General features: G+C 40.4%; 10 protein-coding genes. 1 reads left to right on the forward strand and 9 read right to left on the reverse strand.

Going from position 1 to position 18,613, the window contains the following annotated elements:
* Positions 1 to 1,149: 1,149 nt before the first annotated feature.
* Both HMPREF9225_RS00390 and HMPREF9225_RS00395 read right to left on the reverse strand, forming a co-directional pair.
* Positions 1,150 to 1,767 carry a sigma-70 family RNA polymerase sigma factor gene (locus HMPREF9225_RS00390; protein ID WP_040551234.1) on the reverse strand — a complete coding sequence of 206 codons (618 nt, stop codon included), beginning with the start codon at positions 1,765 to 1,767 and terminating at the stop codon, positions 1,150 to 1,152.
* A gap of 188 nt (positions 1,768 to 1,955) precedes the next feature.
* Positions 1,956 to 4,598, reverse strand: a complete 2,643-nt coding sequence (locus HMPREF9225_RS00395; protein WP_040551235.1) for a hypothetical protein — start codon at positions 4,596 to 4,598, stop codon at positions 1,956 to 1,958.
* Positions 4,599 to 5,903: 1,305 nt separating this feature from the next.
* On the opposite strand from HMPREF9225_RS00395, the gene HMPREF9225_RS00400 reads away from it, so the two are divergent.
* The gene (locus tag HMPREF9225_RS00400; protein ID WP_245526528.1) at positions 5,904 to 6,203 is read left to right on the forward strand and encodes a GIY-YIG nuclease family protein; all 300 of its coding nucleotides are present in this window, start codon (positions 5,904 to 5,906) and stop codon (positions 6,201 to 6,203) included.
* Between the two features lie 1,012 nt (positions 6,204 to 7,215).
* Here HMPREF9225_RS00400 and HMPREF9225_RS00410 read toward each other — a convergent pair.
* The 7 genes from HMPREF9225_RS00410 to HMPREF9225_RS00440 form a co-directional block, all read right to left on the reverse strand.
* Entirely contained in the window at positions 7,216 to 7,989 is a 774-nt protein-coding gene (locus HMPREF9225_RS00410; protein WP_008900926.1) for a DUF1828 domain-containing protein, read from the reverse strand.
* Between the two features lie 8 nt (positions 7,990 to 7,997).
* Complete coding sequence (locus tag HMPREF9225_RS00415; protein ID WP_008900927.1) at positions 7,998 to 8,447, reverse strand: DUF6978 family protein; 450 nt, start codon at positions 8,445 to 8,447, stop codon at positions 7,998 to 8,000.
* 700 nt (positions 8,448 to 9,147) lie between these two features.
* Positions 9,148 to 11,733 (reverse strand): ATP-dependent chaperone ClpB, encoded by a 2,586-nt coding sequence (gene clpB, locus HMPREF9225_RS00420; protein ID WP_008900929.1) that lies wholly within the window; start codon positions 11,731 to 11,733, stop codon positions 9,148 to 9,150.
* 4 nt (positions 11,734 to 11,737) lie between these two features.
* The gene (locus tag HMPREF9225_RS00425; protein WP_008900930.1) at positions 11,738 to 12,661 is read right to left on the reverse strand and encodes a J domain-containing protein; all 924 of its coding nucleotides are present in this window, start codon (positions 12,659 to 12,661) and stop codon (positions 11,738 to 11,740) included.
* A gap of 1,431 nt (positions 12,662 to 14,092) precedes the next feature.
* On the reverse strand, positions 14,093 to 15,034 hold the full coding sequence (gene hprK / locus HMPREF9225_RS00430) for an HPr(Ser) kinase/phosphatase (protein WP_008900932.1): 942 nt from the start codon (positions 15,032 to 15,034) through the stop codon (positions 14,093 to 14,095).
* Positions 15,031 to 16,857, reverse strand: coding sequence for an excinuclease ABC subunit UvrC (uvrC, locus tag HMPREF9225_RS00435; protein ID WP_008900933.1), 1,827 nt, complete (start codon positions 16,855 to 16,857; stop codon positions 15,031 to 15,033). Before uvrC ends, hprK begins: the two co-directional genes overlap by 4 nt.
* Complete coding sequence (locus HMPREF9225_RS00440; RefSeq protein ID WP_040551237.1) at positions 16,854 to 18,584, reverse strand: aminopeptidase P family protein; 1,731 nt, start codon at positions 18,582 to 18,584, stop codon at positions 16,854 to 16,856. Before HMPREF9225_RS00440 ends, uvrC begins: the two co-directional genes overlap by 4 nt.
* Positions 18,585 to 18,613 lie beyond the last annotated feature (29 nt).

Raw genomic sequence — 18,613 nt, forward strand, 5'->3', positions numbered from 1 at the left:
TCCGGCTAAAATTTTCCAAACTCGCTTCGCTCAAACAGTGGAAAATTTCTTAACGCCGAAAGCAAAAATCACCTGTAGTGGCATAGGTTATATCTTCAAGAGTGTAATGATTAAGGATCCTATGGGATAGTTCGGAGGAAGGTCCTGAAATTGTTATTAAAGGAATTTTAGGAACGAGGTATTTTTGTAGCGGAAGCAATCTGCTTCCATAGCCGAGCAGTCGAGTTCTACAAATCAACCTTCATTTCATTCGGCTTCTTTGGAACTCTTTGCACGAGACCTGCTACGAAACGGGAGACTTCGGCTAGGGCTTCGACGCTCTGTTTAGAAAACCTTAAGGAAGACATTCGCCATAGTGGGGTCCACTCCTCCACATGGTCATCCTGAGCGAAAGAGCCATTAGACTCTGAAGTCGAAGGATCTCTCCCTTGGTGGAGTTATGCATGGATTGTTTCACTTGCAAGGACTTGGTTAAATACAGCTTATACCCGTTCGACTCACTGCGTTCGCTCAGGGTGACCGTAGTTGGGAGGACTCTATAAAGAAAAACCAAAGGAAGGCAGTCACCCTGAGCGGAGACGGTGGAGCATTGCGGAACCGTCGTAGTCGAATGGGTATAACCCTTGTGAGAACAAACACGGATGATTTCAATTGTATAGACTTGACCTTCGGAAGTTATACCCGTTCGACTCGGAAATAAATTTCCTCGCTCAGGGTGACGGCAGTTGATAGGGTGTTCTCTAAAAAAGTTCCAGAGGAACACAGTCGACTACCGACATTATATATGGAAAACCCCCAAGGAAGACAGTCACCCTGAGCGGAGACGGTGGAGCAAGGCGGAACCGTCGTAGTCGAACGGGTATAACCCTGGTGTGGTTATGAATGGATGATCGCAAAACCCCAAAAAACAAAAAAAATAATCCAAAACGGATTAAAAGAAGAATAATTATGTATGTATGTATGTTATTTTGCAAGGACTTGTTAAATACAGCTTATACCCGTTCGACTCACTTCGTTCGCTCAGGGTGACGACCACCTACATGCTTACGCTACAGTGCATTTGCCTAGACTTGGTTAAAAAGGATGACGGCTGTTGAGAGGATATCGCTAGGATGACAACAGTGGGGAATGATTGACGGTAAATAACCCCTACGCCTCTTTCAAAAACTCCTTCATCTTATCAAGAGCCACCTGTTTGACCCGATTGACAGTCCTAAGAGATATCCCAAGCTCACGAGCAATCTCTAAAAGACTAAAACCCTTGTAAAAATTTAGAAAAATAACTTCCCTCTCCCTAGACTTCAAAGACCCAATCGCATTGTATAGAGAAGCGTAGTCCTTGTCCTTAAAAAAATCATCTTCCAAAGAATCGGAAGCCGCCATATAATCCTCCACATCAGGACTATCAGCATACCTCATCAAATATCTAAGAGTATCCAAATAATAAATCCTAAGACCGGACTTAATATAAGCGCCGAAAGTGAACCCACGACTAGGGTCGAAATTAGAAAGACTCTCGATTAAGTACACTACGCCATCGTTGAACAGATCAGAAAATTCCTTAGAAATCGGGCAGAATCTCTTGATACTAGAGATGATAAGAGGACGATAAGCCTCGATAATCTCACCAAGATCATCACGAGAAATATGAGGATACATAGAAATCAGACCAGCAATGCGGTCCTTTGAAATAGAATCAGTGGCAACGCCAGAATTGTTATCGTTTAAAGAATGAACATCCACAGAGGATTTAAAATTGGTAATCATAATTACTCCTTTCCATATAAAATATTTTGTTCTTAAAAGGTAGAACCTTAAAAAGAACATATGTTCTATTTATATTATAGCAAATATTTTTTCGTTGTCAACACACCATTTAAAAAAAGAATTTTCCAAAAAAGAGCATAAAAAAATCGAGGTTTCCCTCGATTTTTTATTTTAAGATGTTAATCTTATTAGTTTTGAACAACTGCTACTAGGTCAAGATTTTCAGTGATTTCTTTTGTAGATAAATCAGCGATTACAGTTTTTGGATTACTATAAACTGACCATCCTGTAACATTTTTGCCACCAATTGTTGTTGGGGCATCTGTTATCTTGTCGCCTTCTAATACTGTTTTAGTTGTTAGTAAAGTTTTGCTATCGCTGTATAATCTAACTGTTAAAGTAGCTTTTTGTCTTGCAACTTTTTCATTTTCAACAATTGTATCTTTCTTGTTAGCTTCAGAAATAATTACATGGTTTGCATCTTTCTTAGTAACTGTGAAAGTTCTATTGTTATTAACTCTTTTTAGTTCATTAGCAATTGCAGTAAGATCATCTGCTGATAGATCTTTGATGTTGTTAACTGGAACTTTGTTTCCAAATTCAAATGTGTTTGGAGTTGCAATTCCTTTGATGATAAGCATAGCTTCTGGAACTGGACCGTTCTTAACTACAACTTCAGCTATAAATCTAACTGGTCTAACTGGTTTGTAAGCTGCAAGAGCATCGTTGATGGTGTTTTTACTTTGTTCATCTACAGTGTAAGTTTTGAAGCTTCCTGGTATGCTCATTTCTTGAGCTGAATCCATTTCTGCACGGAATACAAGATCATCTTTTTCGATGAAGTATTTTCCGTCAATTTTTCTTACATTTTCTTTAATGTCAACATATACTCTGTCAGAAATTTGTGCGTATCCTTCTCTGAATTTACCAAAGTTCTTAGCGTGATCAAGAATAGAGATAGCTCCTGTTACAACATGGTTAATGCTGTATCCAGTATCTTTAGTTTCATTTTCACCAAAGTTGTTTCCTGATAATTGGATATATTGTCCTTCTAGGTCTCTAGGATTCCATTGTCCTTCTAGGAATACATCTGTTCTTCCAAGGTCAACTCTAACATCATTCATTACTCCGTTAGATCCTTCTAGATCCATTAGGATATATTGACCGTGGTCAACTTTAAGTTTTAGAACTTTGAATGATGGTGCTGTTGCATATTCGATAAGTGTTTTAGTTCTGAATACTTCTTTAGTGTCTTTGTTAAGATCTAGAGCAAGTACGTTAAGTTTTTCGAATTGTCCTCTGTATCCAGCAGTGTTAGTATTGTTAGTTCCGTTTGGTCTTTCGTATCCTGGCATAGCTCCTGTATATTTAGCTAGGCTATATTCGGTTACTTCACCTTTAGTGTTTTCAGCGAAGAAATTGTAATTTCTGTTAGATGGGTTAGTTACTCTAACTGTTGCCCAATCTTGGAAAGAATCTTCAACTACGTTGAATACTACTACTCTTGCTTCAGTAGTTTCTCTTCCTGCTTTTCCAGCAGCAAGTACGTCATATCCTACATATACGTTAGGGTTTGCATCTGTTTTGTGAGTGTAGTTAGCTTTGTCTACTATTTTTCTAGCTGTAGCTTTATCTACTTCTGTTAGATAGTTGTTCATAGGGTCAGCTACGAAGTATCTTGTGTTAGAAGTTAGGTTGATAGTTGTAGCTGGTTTTCCATGAGTTCCATCATATGCTTGTTTTGCTTGCATTTCTGGTTTTAATGCTCTGAACTTAGCTAAATTTTCTGAGTTCATCCAAGTTCCATCGTATACTGTAAGTTTGTTATTAGATTTTACATTAAATGCATCCTTGAAATCAGCATATCCTTGAGCTGTTTTATCAGCTACTCCAAACCATCTTCCTGGGATAGCTCCTTTTACTGGGTTACCAAGTTCTACGATGTGAGTTGCGTTTCCGTCTTTGTCAGCGATTACTCTTACTAGAGAACCAATAACTAGTCCTTCGTATCTTTCGCCAAGTGGCATGTAAGTTGCATATCCACTGTTGTTTACATATACAGTATTTCCGCTGTATTTAACTGTGAATGCTTTGTCTCCTTGGTTAAGTCTAAGTTCGCCGTTTGCATATCCTGAAACAACTCCGTATTTAGTACCGTAGTCTACGTGGTGAGCTGTATCATATAGATATAGTGCGTTATAAAGCATTTCGAAAGCTGCTTGTCTAGTTACGAATGCCTTTGAGTCTTTAACTTCAACTCCTGCAAGGATTCCTAGGTTAGCTGCTCTAACCATCCAGTCAGATGGCCATTGGAAGTTTTCAACCATTTTTGGTGTGATTGTGTTGTCTACTAGACATACAAGCATCTTAGCTAGTTCTGCGTAAGATACGTTTCTAGTTGGAAGGAATTTGTTTCCTGGGTATCCAGCTAGCATTGGTACGCCTTGAGTGTTCTTTAAGTGGTATGATCCAACTGTGATAACGCCGTTTGCCCAGTTTGAGTTGTCAACGTCAACGTATGGTCTCATAGTTCCTTGTACTAGGTTAGCTAGGTTTTCTAGTCCTTTTCCTAATACTAATAGTCTAGTGATTTCATCTCTTTGAAGATTTTTGTCTAGAGATAAATCTGTCTTTTCGTCACCGTCTTTGAAAAGCTTTCTTCCTGATACGATCTTTTCATCAACTAGCCATTGTACTTTAGCTGATGGTGCAGTCTTAGCTGCTTTTTCGATCTTATCTTTTGGAGCTGCTGCTTCTTCAGCGAAGACAGGTGTTAGTGTGCCTAGTACCATAACTAATGCTAGTACTAGTGAAAGAAATTTTTTGTTCATATTGTCTTTCGACCTCCTTAAGATTTTTGTAGAATCTACAAAAGCTTTAAGCTTCTGTCGCAATGTCTTTCTACATTGCATGAAGAGGTGACAATCTGTTTAGTTATTCAGTTGTCATTGTTCCTCTTTGTAATTATTATTATACACTAATGGCGGTAAAAGTAAAATTACATTTATATTACAGTGGTATGGTGATTTGTAATATTGGTGATATATTGTTGGGGGTTGGGGGATGCGGAAGAGATCCCTCGACTTCGCTCGGGATGACCCGGTGGGGTTTGGCGTGATGGTTTGTAATATTGGTGATATATTGTTGGGGGTTGTGGTGTGGGGTGGAATGAAGGAAGGCAGTCACCCTGAGCGGAGATGGTGGAACAAGGCGGAACCGTCGTAGTCGAATGGGTATAACCCTGGTGGGGTTATGTACGGATGGTTTCACTTGCAAAGACTTTACCTTCTGAGGTTATACCCGTTCGACTCACTTCGTTCGCTCAGGGTGACCGTAGTTGGGAGGGTGTTCTCTATATAATCCCAGAGGAAGGCAGTCACCCTGAGCGGAGGGTGGAGGTTTACCGACACACCCGTAGTCGAATGGGTATAACCCTGGTGAGGTTATGTACGGATGGTTTCACTTGCCTAGACTTGACCATCGGAGGTTATACCCGTTCGACTCACTTCGTTCGCTCAGGGTGACCGTAGTTGGGAGGGTGTTCTCTATATAATCCCAGAGGAAGACAGCCACCTACCGACATTATTTAAGGAAAAGCCCAAAGGAATACAGTCACCCTGAGCGGAGACGGCAAGGCGTAGCGTTGTCGTCGTAGTCGAATGGGTATAACCCTGGTGGGGTTATGTACGGATGGTTTCATTTGCATGGACTTGACATTCTTAGGTTATACCCGTTCGACTCGGAAATAAATTTCCTCGCTCAGGGTGACCGTAGTTGGGAGGGTGTTCTCTATATAATCCCAGAGGAAGACAGTCACCCTGAGCGGAGGGTGGAGGTTTACCGACACCCGTAGTCGAATGGGTATAACCCTGGTGAGGTTATGTACGGATGGTTTCACTTGCAAAGACTTGACCTTCGGAGGTTATACCCGTTCGACTCACTTTGTTCGCTCAGGGTGACCGTAGTTGGGAGGGTGTTCTCTATATAATCCCAGAGGAAGACAGTCACCCTGAGCGGAGGGTGGAGGTTTTCCGACACCCGTAGTCGAACGGGTATAACCCTGGTGAGGTCCAACATAGATGATTAAATAACCTTATTATTCCATTCTGATATAATAAAATAAAAAAGGAAACTTTATGAATTATTATATTTACATCATGAGCAACAGTAGTAATACAATTATTTATATCGGTTTTACAAATGATTTACTTAGAAGGGTTTATGAACATAGGAATGAATTGGTCGACGGTTTTTCTAAAAAGTTCCATACTCACAAGCTCGTATACTTTGAAGTTTATAGTACTTCTTACGATGCTATTGCAAGAGAAAAACAATTAAAAAAATGGACTAGGGAAAAGAAAAATTCTCTTATTGAAAAGGATAATCCGGAATGGATTGATCTTTGGGATAGGATTAATAATTTTAAGAAATTGTAGTTGCAAAGACTTGACCTTCGGAGGTTATACCCGTTCGACTCACTTCGTTCGCTCAGGGTGACCGTAGTTGGGAGGGTGTTCTCTATATAATCCCAGAGGAAGACAGTCACCTACTGACATTATATAAGGAAAACCCCAGAGGAAGACAGTCACCTACTGACATTATATAAGAAAAAACCAAAAGGAAGACAGTCACCCTGAGCGGAGGGTGGAGGTTTTCCGACACCCGTAGTCGAATGGGTATAACCCCGGTGAGAACAAACACGGATGACTTCACTTGCATAGACTTGACCTTCGGAGGTTATACCCGTTCGAAGCCCTAGCCGAAATCTTTGATTTCGCTGCAGGTCTCGTGCAAAGAGTTCCAAAGAAAGCGAGCATTGCGAAGCTTGATTTGCAGAACTCGACTGCCTCTCAGGGTGACCGTAGTTGGGAGGGTGTTCTCTATATAATCCCAGAGGAAGACAGTCGCCCTGAGCGAAGGGTGGAGGTTTACCGACACACCCGTAGTCGAATGGGTATAACCCTGGTGGGGTTATGTACGGATGATTTTTTGGCAGAGATGGGTTAAATATAGGTCAGATCCTTCGACTCACTTCGTTCGCTCAGGATGACTTTGATTGGGAAGACTCTCTCTGTAAAAGTTCTAGAGGAAGACAGTCACCTACCGACATTATATAAGGAAACCCCTAAAGGAAGACAGTCACCCTGAGCGGAGGGTGGAGGTTTACCGACACCCGTAGTCGAATGGGTATAACCCTGGTGGGGTTATGTACGGATGGTTTCACTTGGATAGACTTGACCGTCGGAGGTTTTTCCCACATAAAAAAAGGAAGCGGGATGCTTCCGCTACAAAGGTTATATAATAATTTTTGATTTACCACGCCTTCGGCTGAGGGATAAAAATTTAGTATTTAGGTTGATGGAAGCAGGTTGCTTCCGCTACGGATATGATCGGAGGTTTTTTCAGCACAAAAAAAGGAAATTAATGTCTATTTAACTTCCCTTTTTACTATTTTGTTATTAGTATTTTATTTTCTTTTTTATTGATTTCACTCCATGGTATAGCTTTTCCACCATAACTGGTTATGGCAGATTCTACATCTGTACTAGGTTTTTTTACTGTATCATCATATATGATATATAACTTCGAATTATCTTTTCTTTTATCCATTATGTCTATCCAGCCAAAAAGATATGAACGTGTTGTCCCTAATTCTATGCTACTACATGTCTGAATCAGTCTATCAGGTGCATTCTTAGATTTAGGTATAACAAAATCAAATTTCGTTGCTATATTACTCTTCCCCATAAAAATTACATTTTCTGCATATCTTACGTTATTTGTTTCTAGGAAAGTTTTCACATCATCATAAAAAATTTTATGCACAAATGGTCTATTTAACACATATAAGTCTGAAACCTTTTGAATTGCTTGTGACAGAAAATAAAGTTTTAGTGGCAAGTCTTTCATGTTGGATGTTGCGCAAATTTCTTTTGAGGTTGCAGTAACTCCATAATCAGATGCTATCTTATTGAGTCTTTCTAAACGCTTTGATTCTCTATCAAAGCTAACTCCTTTCATGGCTAAATCTGCTAAAGTTATCCCATCATCTGTCAAGTAATAGGTATCGGATTCTTTCTTCTCGATATATATTTCTATTAAATCATTATCTGAGTCTAAAAATGGTGTAGTTATTCTAGTTGTTGTATTATTTATTTCTAACAGGGAAGTAAAATTATTTAAAAAATCTAAATATTGAGTTTTTAATCCTTGCATTGTCATAAGATCACCTACATTGTTCGTTGATACTCTGGTATTTGTATTTTGTTATATTTGCAAAACTCTTCAAATACTTCGCAAATATCACTTGTATTTTGTATTATTATACCCTTAAAATCTTTTAAACTAATCCCATATTGCAAAATTTTGCCGTCTTTAAATTGATTTATATGTACATGATCTCTATCTGTTAATGTCCCGTCGGAATTTACATGTGGCTTTCCATCAATTTCTAACCTAAAGACCATTTCATCTGATTTTCTATACCTTAGGTTAAATACAATTCTATTGCTGTATTCTCCGCCTCTGTGAGTATTTAGTATAAACTGACACTTTTTATCATCTGAATCAATTACAAATTCCTCAGATGTTTTCTGCAACGAAATATTGTTGTCAATAAAAAACTTATTTATTAACATTATGTATTCGATCAATTCTTCATTTAAATTATTATAATCCATTTTAAACCTACTTGATATAATTGCATAAATTTTTAATGCCTATTTTATTAATCTAGCGTGTTACTGTTTTGCTTTTATTATATATTTAATAAGCGATTTTGTAAATGATTGTTAATTTTGCATAGTATTAAATGTTATAAAATAAAATTAGGGGTGTTACCCCCCCCTCATTCTTCTCTCGGTCAATTTTTATTTTTTCTTGAGGTGTCAGTACCGTCACACCTATCATCACTCTGTCAATTTTTATTTTTTCTTGAGGAGTCAGAACAGTCACTCCTATCATCTGTTTATATAATATAGCAGAAATTGTGAGTTAGTCAAGTTTTGGGTGTGAGTTCAGGTTGTTGTTTGGTTGTGCACCTTCGGCTAAGGAGTGATAGTTTTGTAATAGTTTAATGGAAGCAGGTTGCTTCCGCTACGGTACAGTTGCATAGGTTAGGTTAAATACAGCTTATACCCGTTCGAAGCCCTAGCCGAAATCTCTGATTTCGCAGCAGGTCTCGTGCAAAGAGTTCCAAAGAAGCCGAATGAAATGAAGGCTGATTTGTAGAACTCGACTGCCTCTCATGGTGACGATAGTTGGGAGAGTGTTCGTTCGGGTGACTGTCTTCCTCCAGGTTGCTTCCGCTACAAATTGTATGCAGTTTTTCCCACATAAAAAAAGGAAGCGGGGTGCTTCCTTCTTCTATTCTCATTACTTTTATTTGTTCACTCTTATTACTATTTCGCCTTTGTCATCTGTATCTACTACTAATTTGTCTTTTTCTCCTACTTCTCCTGCTATGATCATCCTTGATAGTTTGGTTTCTAGTGTTGATTGGATGTATCTTTTGACTGGTCTTGCGCCGTATTGTACGTTGTAGGATTCGTCTAGGATCTTTTGTAGTGCGCTTTCTGTGGCTTCGATTGTGATTTCTCTTGCTTCTAGGCGTTTTTCCAATTCTTTGATGGCTTGTTTTATGATTTCAAAGATTTGGTCTCTTGTTAATGGTGTGAACATGACGATTTCGTCTATTCTGTTTAGAAATTCTGGTCTAAATGATCTCTTGAGTTCTTCCATGACGATGTCCTTGGTTGCTTCTGGGATTTTGCCGTCTGCGTCTATTCCTTCTAGTAGGTCGGCTGATCCAAGGTTAGATGTCATGATGATGACTGTGTTTTTGAAGTCAACGGTTCTTCCTTGGTTGTCGGTTAGTCGTCCGTCGTCTAGGACTTGTAGCAATATATTGAACACGTCTGGATGGGCTTTTTCGATTTCGTCAAATAGGATTACTGAGTATGGGTGGCGTCTTACTGCTTCTGTTAGTTGGCCGCCTTCTTCGTAGCCTACATATCCTGGTGGGGATCCGATGAGTCTTGATACGGAGTATTTTTCCATGTATTCACTCATGTCGATTCTGATTAGGTTCTTTTCGTCGTCGAATAGGTCTTCTGTCAATGCTTTGGCGGTTTCGGTCTTGCCCACTCCTGTTGGTCCTAGGAATATAAATGATCCGATTGGTCTGTTTTCTGATTTTAGTCCTGCTCTTGCTCTTAGGACTGCGTCGGAGACTGCTTTTACTGCTTCGTCTTGTCCGATTACTCTTTCGTGTAGTCTTTCGTCTAGTTTTAAGAGTTTGTCTCTTTCAGTTTCGTTTAGTCTTTCTAGTGGGATTCCTGTTAGTCTTGAGACTACTTCTCTGATTTCTTCTTCGGTTACTACTTCTTTTACCATTTGGTCTTCGTCTTTGGTCTTTTCTTCTTTGGTTTTTAGTTCTTCTTCTAGTTTTGGTAGTTCGCCGTATTTTAGGACTGATAGTTTTTCTAGGTCATAGGATCTTTCTGCTTCTTCGATTTGATGTTTTATGTCTTCGATCTTTTCTTTTATTTCTTTGACTGAGTCTAGGTCCTTCTTTTCTTGTTCCCATTTGGCTTTTAGTAGGTCGTAGTCGGATTTCTTTTCACTGATTTCTTTTTCTATTGATGCGAGTCTCTTGGCTGAGGCTTCGTCTGTTTCTTTTTTCAAGGCTTCTCTTTCGATTTCTAGTGATAGTATTGCGCGTCTTACGTCGTCGATTTCCGTTGGCATGGAGTCGATTTCTGTTCTTAGCATTGCGCAGGATTCGTCCATTAGGTCTATTGCTTTGTCTGGTAGGAATCTGTCTGAGATGTACCTGTTGGATAATGTTGCTGCTGCTATTACTGCTCCGTCGGAGATCCTGATGCCGTGGTAGATTTCGAATTTGTGTTTTAGTCCTCTTAGGATGGTGATGGTTTCTTCTACTGTTGGTTCTGTTACCATGACTTTTTGGAATCTTCTCTCTAGGGCGGAGTCTTTTTCTATATATTTTCTATATTCGTCTAGAGTGGTTGCGCCTATGGTGTGGAGTTCTCCCCTTGCTAGCATTGGCTTTAAGAGGTTGCCTGCGTCCATTGCTCCGTCTGTCTTGCCTGCGCCTACGATGTTGTGTATTTCATCGATGAATAGGATGATTTTTCCTTCTGAGGATGAGACTTCGTTTAGGACTGCTTTTAGTCTTTCTTCGAATTCGCCTCTATATTTTGCGCCGGCTATCAGTGAGCCCATGTCTAGTGAGAAGATGGTCTTGTCTTTTAGTCCTTCTGGTACGTCGCCGGAGACGATTCTTTGTGCGAGTCCTTCTACGATGGCGGTCTTACCTACCCCCGGTTCCCCGATTAATACTGGGTTGTTCTTGGTTCTTCTTGAGAGGATCCTGATGACATTTCTAATTTCTTCTTCTTTTCCTATTACTGGGTCCATCTTGCCGGATTTTGCTTCGGCGGTTAGGTCTCTGCCGTATTTTAGTAATGCTTCAAAGGTGTCTTCTGGGTTGTCTGTGGTGACGTGTTGGTTGCCTCTTATCTTTCTTAGGTTTTCTAGAAATGTTTCTTTGGTGATGTTAAATTTCTTTAGTAGTTCGCCTACTGTGCCATTTTTATTTTGTAGAATTGCTAAGAAGATGTGTTCTACTGATGTGTAGAGGTCTTTGAATTCATCTCTGATTTTGTCTGCGTCTCTTATGGCTACGGAAAAGTCTGTGGATGGGTGTATTGAGCCACCCCTCATCTTAGGTAGTCTTTCGATTTCCGCTTTGGTTTCCCTTAAAAGATCATCTGAATTTACTCCCATGTAGGATAGAACTCTTGGGATGAGTCCGTTTTTATCCATTAATAATGATGCGAGTAGGTGTTTGTCTGTGATCTCTGGGTTGCCGTATTCTCTTGCTATATTTTCTGTATTTTGTATTGCTTCTATGCTCTTTTGTGTCCATTTTTCTAAGTTCATAGTATCACTCCTTTACATTTTTTAGTTTCCTGTAGAGTTCTTCCATTTCCGGTGTTATTTCTACTGGATTTACTATATTAAATGTTATATAAAGGTCTCCGGTCTTGCCTTTTAAGTCTTTGAATCCTCTGCCTGGGATCCTCATTTTTGAGCCTCCCTTGAATTTTGGTGGGATTTTTACTTTTATTTTATTTGAGAGGGACTCTACCGTCACGTCATCTCCCAAAGCTGCTTGCCATGGGTAGATATCTTGGGTTGATTCTAGGTTTAGTCCTTCTAGTTTGAATTTTCTGTTTGGTTTTATCTTTATTTTAAACATGATGTCGGCGGTTATGCCGTACTTATCTGCTTTTACTTTGATCTTTTTATTTTCGGTGATCCCTGCTGGGATTTTGAGTTCAATTTCAATATTTTTTCCTTCTATATTAAGGCTCACTTTTTCAGTCTTGCCTAGGTAGGCTTCTTTCAGTGTGATTTCTAGTTCTGTGTTGTAGGTTGGTCTTTGAGCTCTGGCAGTTCTCTTCTTGCCTGCTCCTCCGAAGTCGGAGAAGATGTCTCCCATGGAGAATCCGCCGAAACCTCCTTGGTCAGATTTTGCGTCACGACCAAATATTAAATCAAAAAAGTCTGAAAAGCCACCGCCGTTGCCGCTGGAAGTATATGTGTAGCCATATTGAGAAGGGTCGAAATTTTGTCCCCCTGCAAAGTCGTAGTTGGAGCCAAAAGTGTCGTATCTCTTTCTCTTTTCCTTGTCCCCTAGTACTTCGTAGGCTTCGTTGATTTCTTTGAATTTTTCCTGTGCAACTTTGTCATCTGGATTTAGGTCCGGATGGTATTTCTTCGCCAATTTTCTGTATTGGGATTTGATTTTTTGTTCAGTTGCGTCTTTCTCAACGCCTAATATTTTATAATAATCTTTATATTCCATATGTCCTCCATGTGCTTAAATGTTTTTGACCTTATTTGACCTTAAATAAATTATACAAGGGTTGTGGATTTTTTGCAAGGGGTTTTGGGAGGTTTTTGATAATATTTATTTGTTTTTTGTTTTTATTTTTTTGGTTGTACGGGGATGGATTAAATATATAAACATGGAAAACCTTGAGGAAGGCAGTCACCCTGAGTGGAGATGGTGGGGTTATGTTCAGATGATTATTTAATTTTGTAGCGGAAGCATTTTGCTTCCATAGCCGAGCAGTCGAGTTCTACAAATCAGCCTTCATTTCATTCGGCTTCTTTGGAACTCTTTGCACGAGACCTGCTACGAAATCAAAGATTTCGGCTAGGGCTTCGACGCTCTGCATGGAATTAGTTAAGGAATGATTTGATTTTAGAGAGGTCCACTCTTCCACATGGTCATCCTGAGCGGAAAAGGCGGTAGCCTTTGGAGTCGAAGGATCTCTCCTCTGGTGAGGTCATGTAAAGATGATTTCACTTGCCTAGACTTGACCGTCGGAGGTTATACCCGTTCGACTCACTTCGTTCGCTCAGGGTGACGGTAGTTGGGAGAGTATTCTCTATAAAAGTACCCTCGAGGAAGGCAGTCACCCTGAGTGGAGATGGTGGGGTTATGTTCAGATGATTATTTAATTTTGTAGCGGAAGCATTTTGCTTCCATAGCCGAGAGGCTCTATTGAGAAAACCTTAAGGAACCCTGTCACCATAGTGAGGTCCACTCTTCCACATGGTCATCCTGAGCGGAAAAGGCGGTAGCCTTTGGAGTCGAAGGATCTCTCCTCTGGTGTGGTTATGTAAAGATGATTTCACTTGCCTAGACTTGACCGTCGGAGGTTATACCCATTCGACTCACTTCGTTCGCTCAGGGTGACGGTAGTTGGGAGAGTATTCTCTATAAAAGTACCCTCGAGGAAGACAGTCACCCTGAGCGAAGATGGTGGAACAACGTGGAACCATCGTAGTCGAATGGGTATAACCCCGGTGGGGTTATGTACGGATGATTTTTTGGCAGAGATGGGTTAAATATAGGTCAGATCCTTCGACTTCGGCGGTTGAAACCGCCTTCGCTCAGGATGACCAAGTGAGCGGGTTGTTGTACGCCTTCGGCTAAGTAAAGAAAATTTAGTATCTAGGTTTATGGAAGCAGATTGCTTCCGCTACGGTGCAGTTGCAAAGACTTGACCTTCGGAGGTTATACCCATTCGACTCACTGCGTTCGCTCAGGGTGACGGCAGTTGGGAGGGTTTCTGTTTATATTATATAGGGATGATTTTCGTACGCCTGACGGCTGAGGGAAGATAATTTAGTGACGATTTTTATAATGATTGCTTCCGCTACTACCAAAGGGGTGGATAGTGGGAATCTAACCCACGACCTTTCCTCTCCAACAAAAAAAGAAGGGTTAATCCCTTCTTTGATTTTCTTTTCTCTTTCTTATGGATGACATGATTCTTTCGTTTAGTGCTACTGCTGGGTTGTAGCCCAGTTGTTTCTGTTTGAAGTTATTGGTTGCGACTTCTATAATCATGGCGGTGTGTCGTCCTGGTTTTACCGGTATGGTGTACTTGACTACGTCTACTCCTAGGATTTCTTGGTAGGTGTCTTCTAGTCCGAGTCTTACGTATTCTTTTTCGTCGTCCCAAAGTTCTAGGTGGGCGATCATTTCGACTTCTCTCTTTTCCATGACGGAGCCGACTCCGAAGAATCTTTGGATATCTATTATTCCTACTCCTCTTACTTCCATGAAGTGTTTTGTGATTTCTGGGCTGGTACCGATTAGTCTGTCGTCCATCTTCTTTATTATGACTGAATCGTCGGAGATGAGTTTTGATCCTTTGGCGATGAGGTCTAGGGCGGTTTCTGATTTGCCGACTCCTGAGTCCCCGGTTAGTATTACTCCTACACCGTACACGTCTAGAAGTACGCCATGGATCCTCGTGGTTGGTGCCAATGCTTCGTCTATGAAGTTTTTAAGTTCTTCTAGGACGATGTTGGTCTTTTTGTCGATTTTAAAGATGGTGATGTCGTATTTTTCTGCTGATTCCAAGGCTTCTTTGAAGACTTCATTGCCTGCGGCAAAGATGATTGCCGGCACGTCTTGTTCAAAGAGTTTGTCCAGGCTTTCTCTTCTCTTGGCCGGTTCCATTTCGGATAGGTAGTACCATTCTTGGTTACCGATCATTTGTAGTCTTTTGTTTTTAAATTTTCTGAAGTAGCCTGCTAGTTGTAGTCCTGGTCTGTTGACTTCTGGTTCTGTGATGCTTACTGTGAAGTATCTTTTGGCTTGGTATACCAGGTTGAAGTTCAGTTCTGCTTTTAAATCCATGAGGGTGTAGTAACTCATTTTTTCCTCCAATGATTGTAGAGTTCTTCCGCCGAGGTTCTATTCATCGACGGCACTTCCATCAATTCTTCTATGGTTGCTTCTTTTATTTTGTCTATGGTTTTGAAATGTTTCATCAGGTTTTGTTTTCTGATTTTGCCGATGCCTTCTATGTCGTCCAGTTCTGATTTGAATGCGGTCTTGGAGTGGAGACTTCTGTGGTAGCCTATGGCAAATCTGTGGGCTTCTTCTTGTATTTTGTAGAGAAGTCTGTAGAGCCCTCCTCTTATTTCTAGTGGGATTTCTCTGTTTTCGTAGATGATTGCCCTGGTGGTGTGGAAGTCGTCTTTCACTAGGCCTGCCACTTCTATTTCTATGCCCATATCTTCCATGACCTGCTTGGCTATTCCCACTTGTCCTTTGCCTCCGTCCATGAGGATTAGATCCGGTAGTAGTGTGAAGGAGCCTTTTTGGTCTTCTTTTGCTCTTTTGAATCTTCTCTCTAGGACTTCTTTTAGTGATGCGTAGTCGTCTGGTCCCACTACGGTCTTTATTCTGAATTTTCTGTAGTCAGATTTTTTTGCGTCGCCATTTTCAAAGACCACCATGGAGCCTACCGATTCTACTCCAGAGATGTTTGAGATATCGTAACATTCGATTCTCTTTGGTATTTTCTTTAAATTTAAGGCTTCTTGCAATTTTTCCAAGGCGATTAGGTTGGATTTCATCTTTGATTCGTAGGAATCCTGATATTTTGAGACCATGTCCAGTGCATTTTTCCGGACAAGGCTCATAAGATGAGATTTTTCTCCTTTTTGTGGGACGCTGATCTTCACCTTTTTGCCTGCTTTTTCTGAAAGGAATTCTTCTAGGATTTCGCTGTCCTCTGGCATTGATTCTGTGAGGATCTCCTTCGGCACAAATGCCGCTCCCATGTAGAACTGTTTCATAAAGTCGGAGATGATTTCTTCATCCGATGCTCCGTAAGGGTCTTCGATTAAGAAATGTTCCCTGCCGACGATTTTGCCGAGCCTGATAAAGAATATTTGCACCACCACCGAGTCCATGCCTCTTGCAAATGCGATGATGTCACGATTGTCTGTGTTGGCGCTATCCATAAGTTGTTTTTCTTGCAGTGCTATAAGGGAGTTCATCATGTCCCTTAGCTCCGCAGCTTTTTCAAAGTTAAGCTCCTTCGATGCGTCCATCATCTCTTTTTCCAATGAATTTATAAGTGTGTCGTCTCCTGCGAGGAAGTTTAGGATTTCATCGATCATCGGTGCGTATTCTTCTTCCGTCACGTCCCCTTTGCAGGGTCCCATGCACTTCTTGATGAAGAAGTTTAAGCACGGCTTGAAACTTAGTGGTTTCTTATTTAAATTTAGTTTGCAGTCTCTAATCATGTAGCGTTTTTCAAAGACTGTGATGGCGTCGTTTACCGCCATGACATTTGGATATGGTCCGAAGTACTTGGCTCCGTCCTTTATGATTCTCCTCGTCTTCTCCACCTTTGGAAATCTGTCTTTCACCGTTACTTTGATGTAGGGATACTGTTTGTCGTCTCGAAGAAGTATGTTGTACTTGGGAGAGAGTTCCTTTATGAGGTTGGACTCGAGTATAAGGGACTCCACTTCGTTTCCTACTATTATATATTCGAAATCGCTGATATTTTTTACCATGGATTCCACTTTTCTAGTGGACTTGCCATAGGATCCGAAATATTGTCTAACTCTATTTCTAAGATTCTTAGCCTTTCCGACGTAGATCACCGCATCGGTCTTATCCTTCATAAGATAAACTCCCGGGTTTTCCGGGAGCATGGCTAATTTTTCTCTTAAGTTCATATTTCTCTAGTTTCGTGTTTCAAGAACTCTAGCATTTCCCCGTCAAAATGTGGTGCTAGTAGCTCATATGTTTTTTTGTGATAACTATTTAAAGTTTCGATTTCTTCCTTAGTTAAAAGATCTTTGTCGATTGCACTTAGGTCAAATGGAATATATGAAAGTGATTCAAATTTGAAGAATCTGCCGTCTGGATACTTTCCATCGTCCACACATTCCATGATATTTTCGATTCTGATGCCGTGTTTGTTTTCTTTGTAAACGCCCGGTTCGTTGGATACGATCATGCCAGGTTCCATAGGCACATTTCTGCCAGCTCTTGGGCTGATTCCGTGAGGACCTTCGTGAACATTTAGGAAGTGACCAACCCCGTGGCCTGTTCCGCATTTGTAATCCATGTGGTACTTCCAAACATTTATTCTAGTTATTCCATCAAGGGCGATAGTTGAAGTGCCTTCTAGGAATACAGCGTTTAGAAGTGCAAGATGGCATTTAAGAGTAAGTGTGTAGTCGCGGATTTCTTCTTCAGTTAGTTCACCAACGGCGATGGTTCTAGTGATATCTGTGGTACCACCGAGGTATTGTCCACCGGAATCCACAAGGAGGAATCCATGATTTTCGATCTTTGCGTGGTCGGCTTCAGTTGCATGATAGTGCATCATTGCAGCGTTTGGACCATAGGCACAGATGGTGTCGAAACTATCATAGAAAAATTCGTCTGATTCTTTTCTAAATTCAAGAAGTTTCTTGGTAGCGGTCACTTCGTCTGTGTGGTTTTCCTTTGCCCATTTGATAAACTTGGTAATCGCAACAGCATCTATAACATAGACTCTCTTTTGATTGTCCAGTTCAACCTTGTTTTTAATTGCTTTTCTGTAATCAGTTGGGTTTGCACGATTTATAATTTCATTTTTAGAATATAGGATTGCATAAGCCTTGTGGTTTGTGTATCCAGTGTCAACTAGCACCTTTTTGCCATTTATCTTTTCAAGATCAGTGAAGAATTCTCTATAATCTTTGAAATTAGCATCCTTGAAATCTTTTAGATCCTTAACTTGGTCAAGATCCACATAGATAGTCGCAGAATCATCAGTTACAATTGTGTAAGAGATGAAAACAGGGCAACAGTTGATGTCGGCGCCTCTTAAATTGTAAAGCCAAGCGATGTCGTCAAGCTTAGAAAGCACGAAAACATCAGCACCTCTGTCCTTCATATCAGCTCTAAGGTCAGATAATTTGTCGCAAGCAGACTTGCCAGCGTATTTAACATCGTGGGTGAACACCTTTGACTTAGGAAGATCTGGTCTGTCCTCCCAAAGCTCTTTTGTAAGATTTGCGTCTACGATCTTTATATCAGATGGGATATTGTCGCGAAGTCTCTTGAAATTAGCTTCAGGATAAAGTTCAAAATCTAGACCAAGGGTTCCAGATTTGAAATTATGAGAGATGTATTCTTCGATGGTGTCGTAACCAGGAGTAGCCATCTTCATAAGTTTGTATCCAGGGAACATTTGCTTTTCCGCTTGGATGAAGTATCTTCCATCAGCCCAAAGAAGAGCTGCGTCCTTTGTAATAAGTGCGGTTCCAGCAGAACCAGTAAAACCTGAAACGAATTGTCTTTCGTTGTAGTGATTAGGTAAGTATTCTGAACCATGTGGGTCGAAGGTAGGCACAAGGTATAGATCCAAGCCTTCCTTTTCCATAAGTTCTCTAATATTGTTAAGTATCATAAAAACTCCTTTGTATAAATTAATTCTTT

The sequence above is a fragment of the Peptoniphilus duerdenii ATCC BAA-1640 genome (assembly GCF_000146345.1).
Taxonomy (GTDB): domain Bacteria; phylum Bacillota; class Clostridia; order Tissierellales; family Peptoniphilaceae; genus Peptoniphilus_B; species Peptoniphilus_B duerdenii.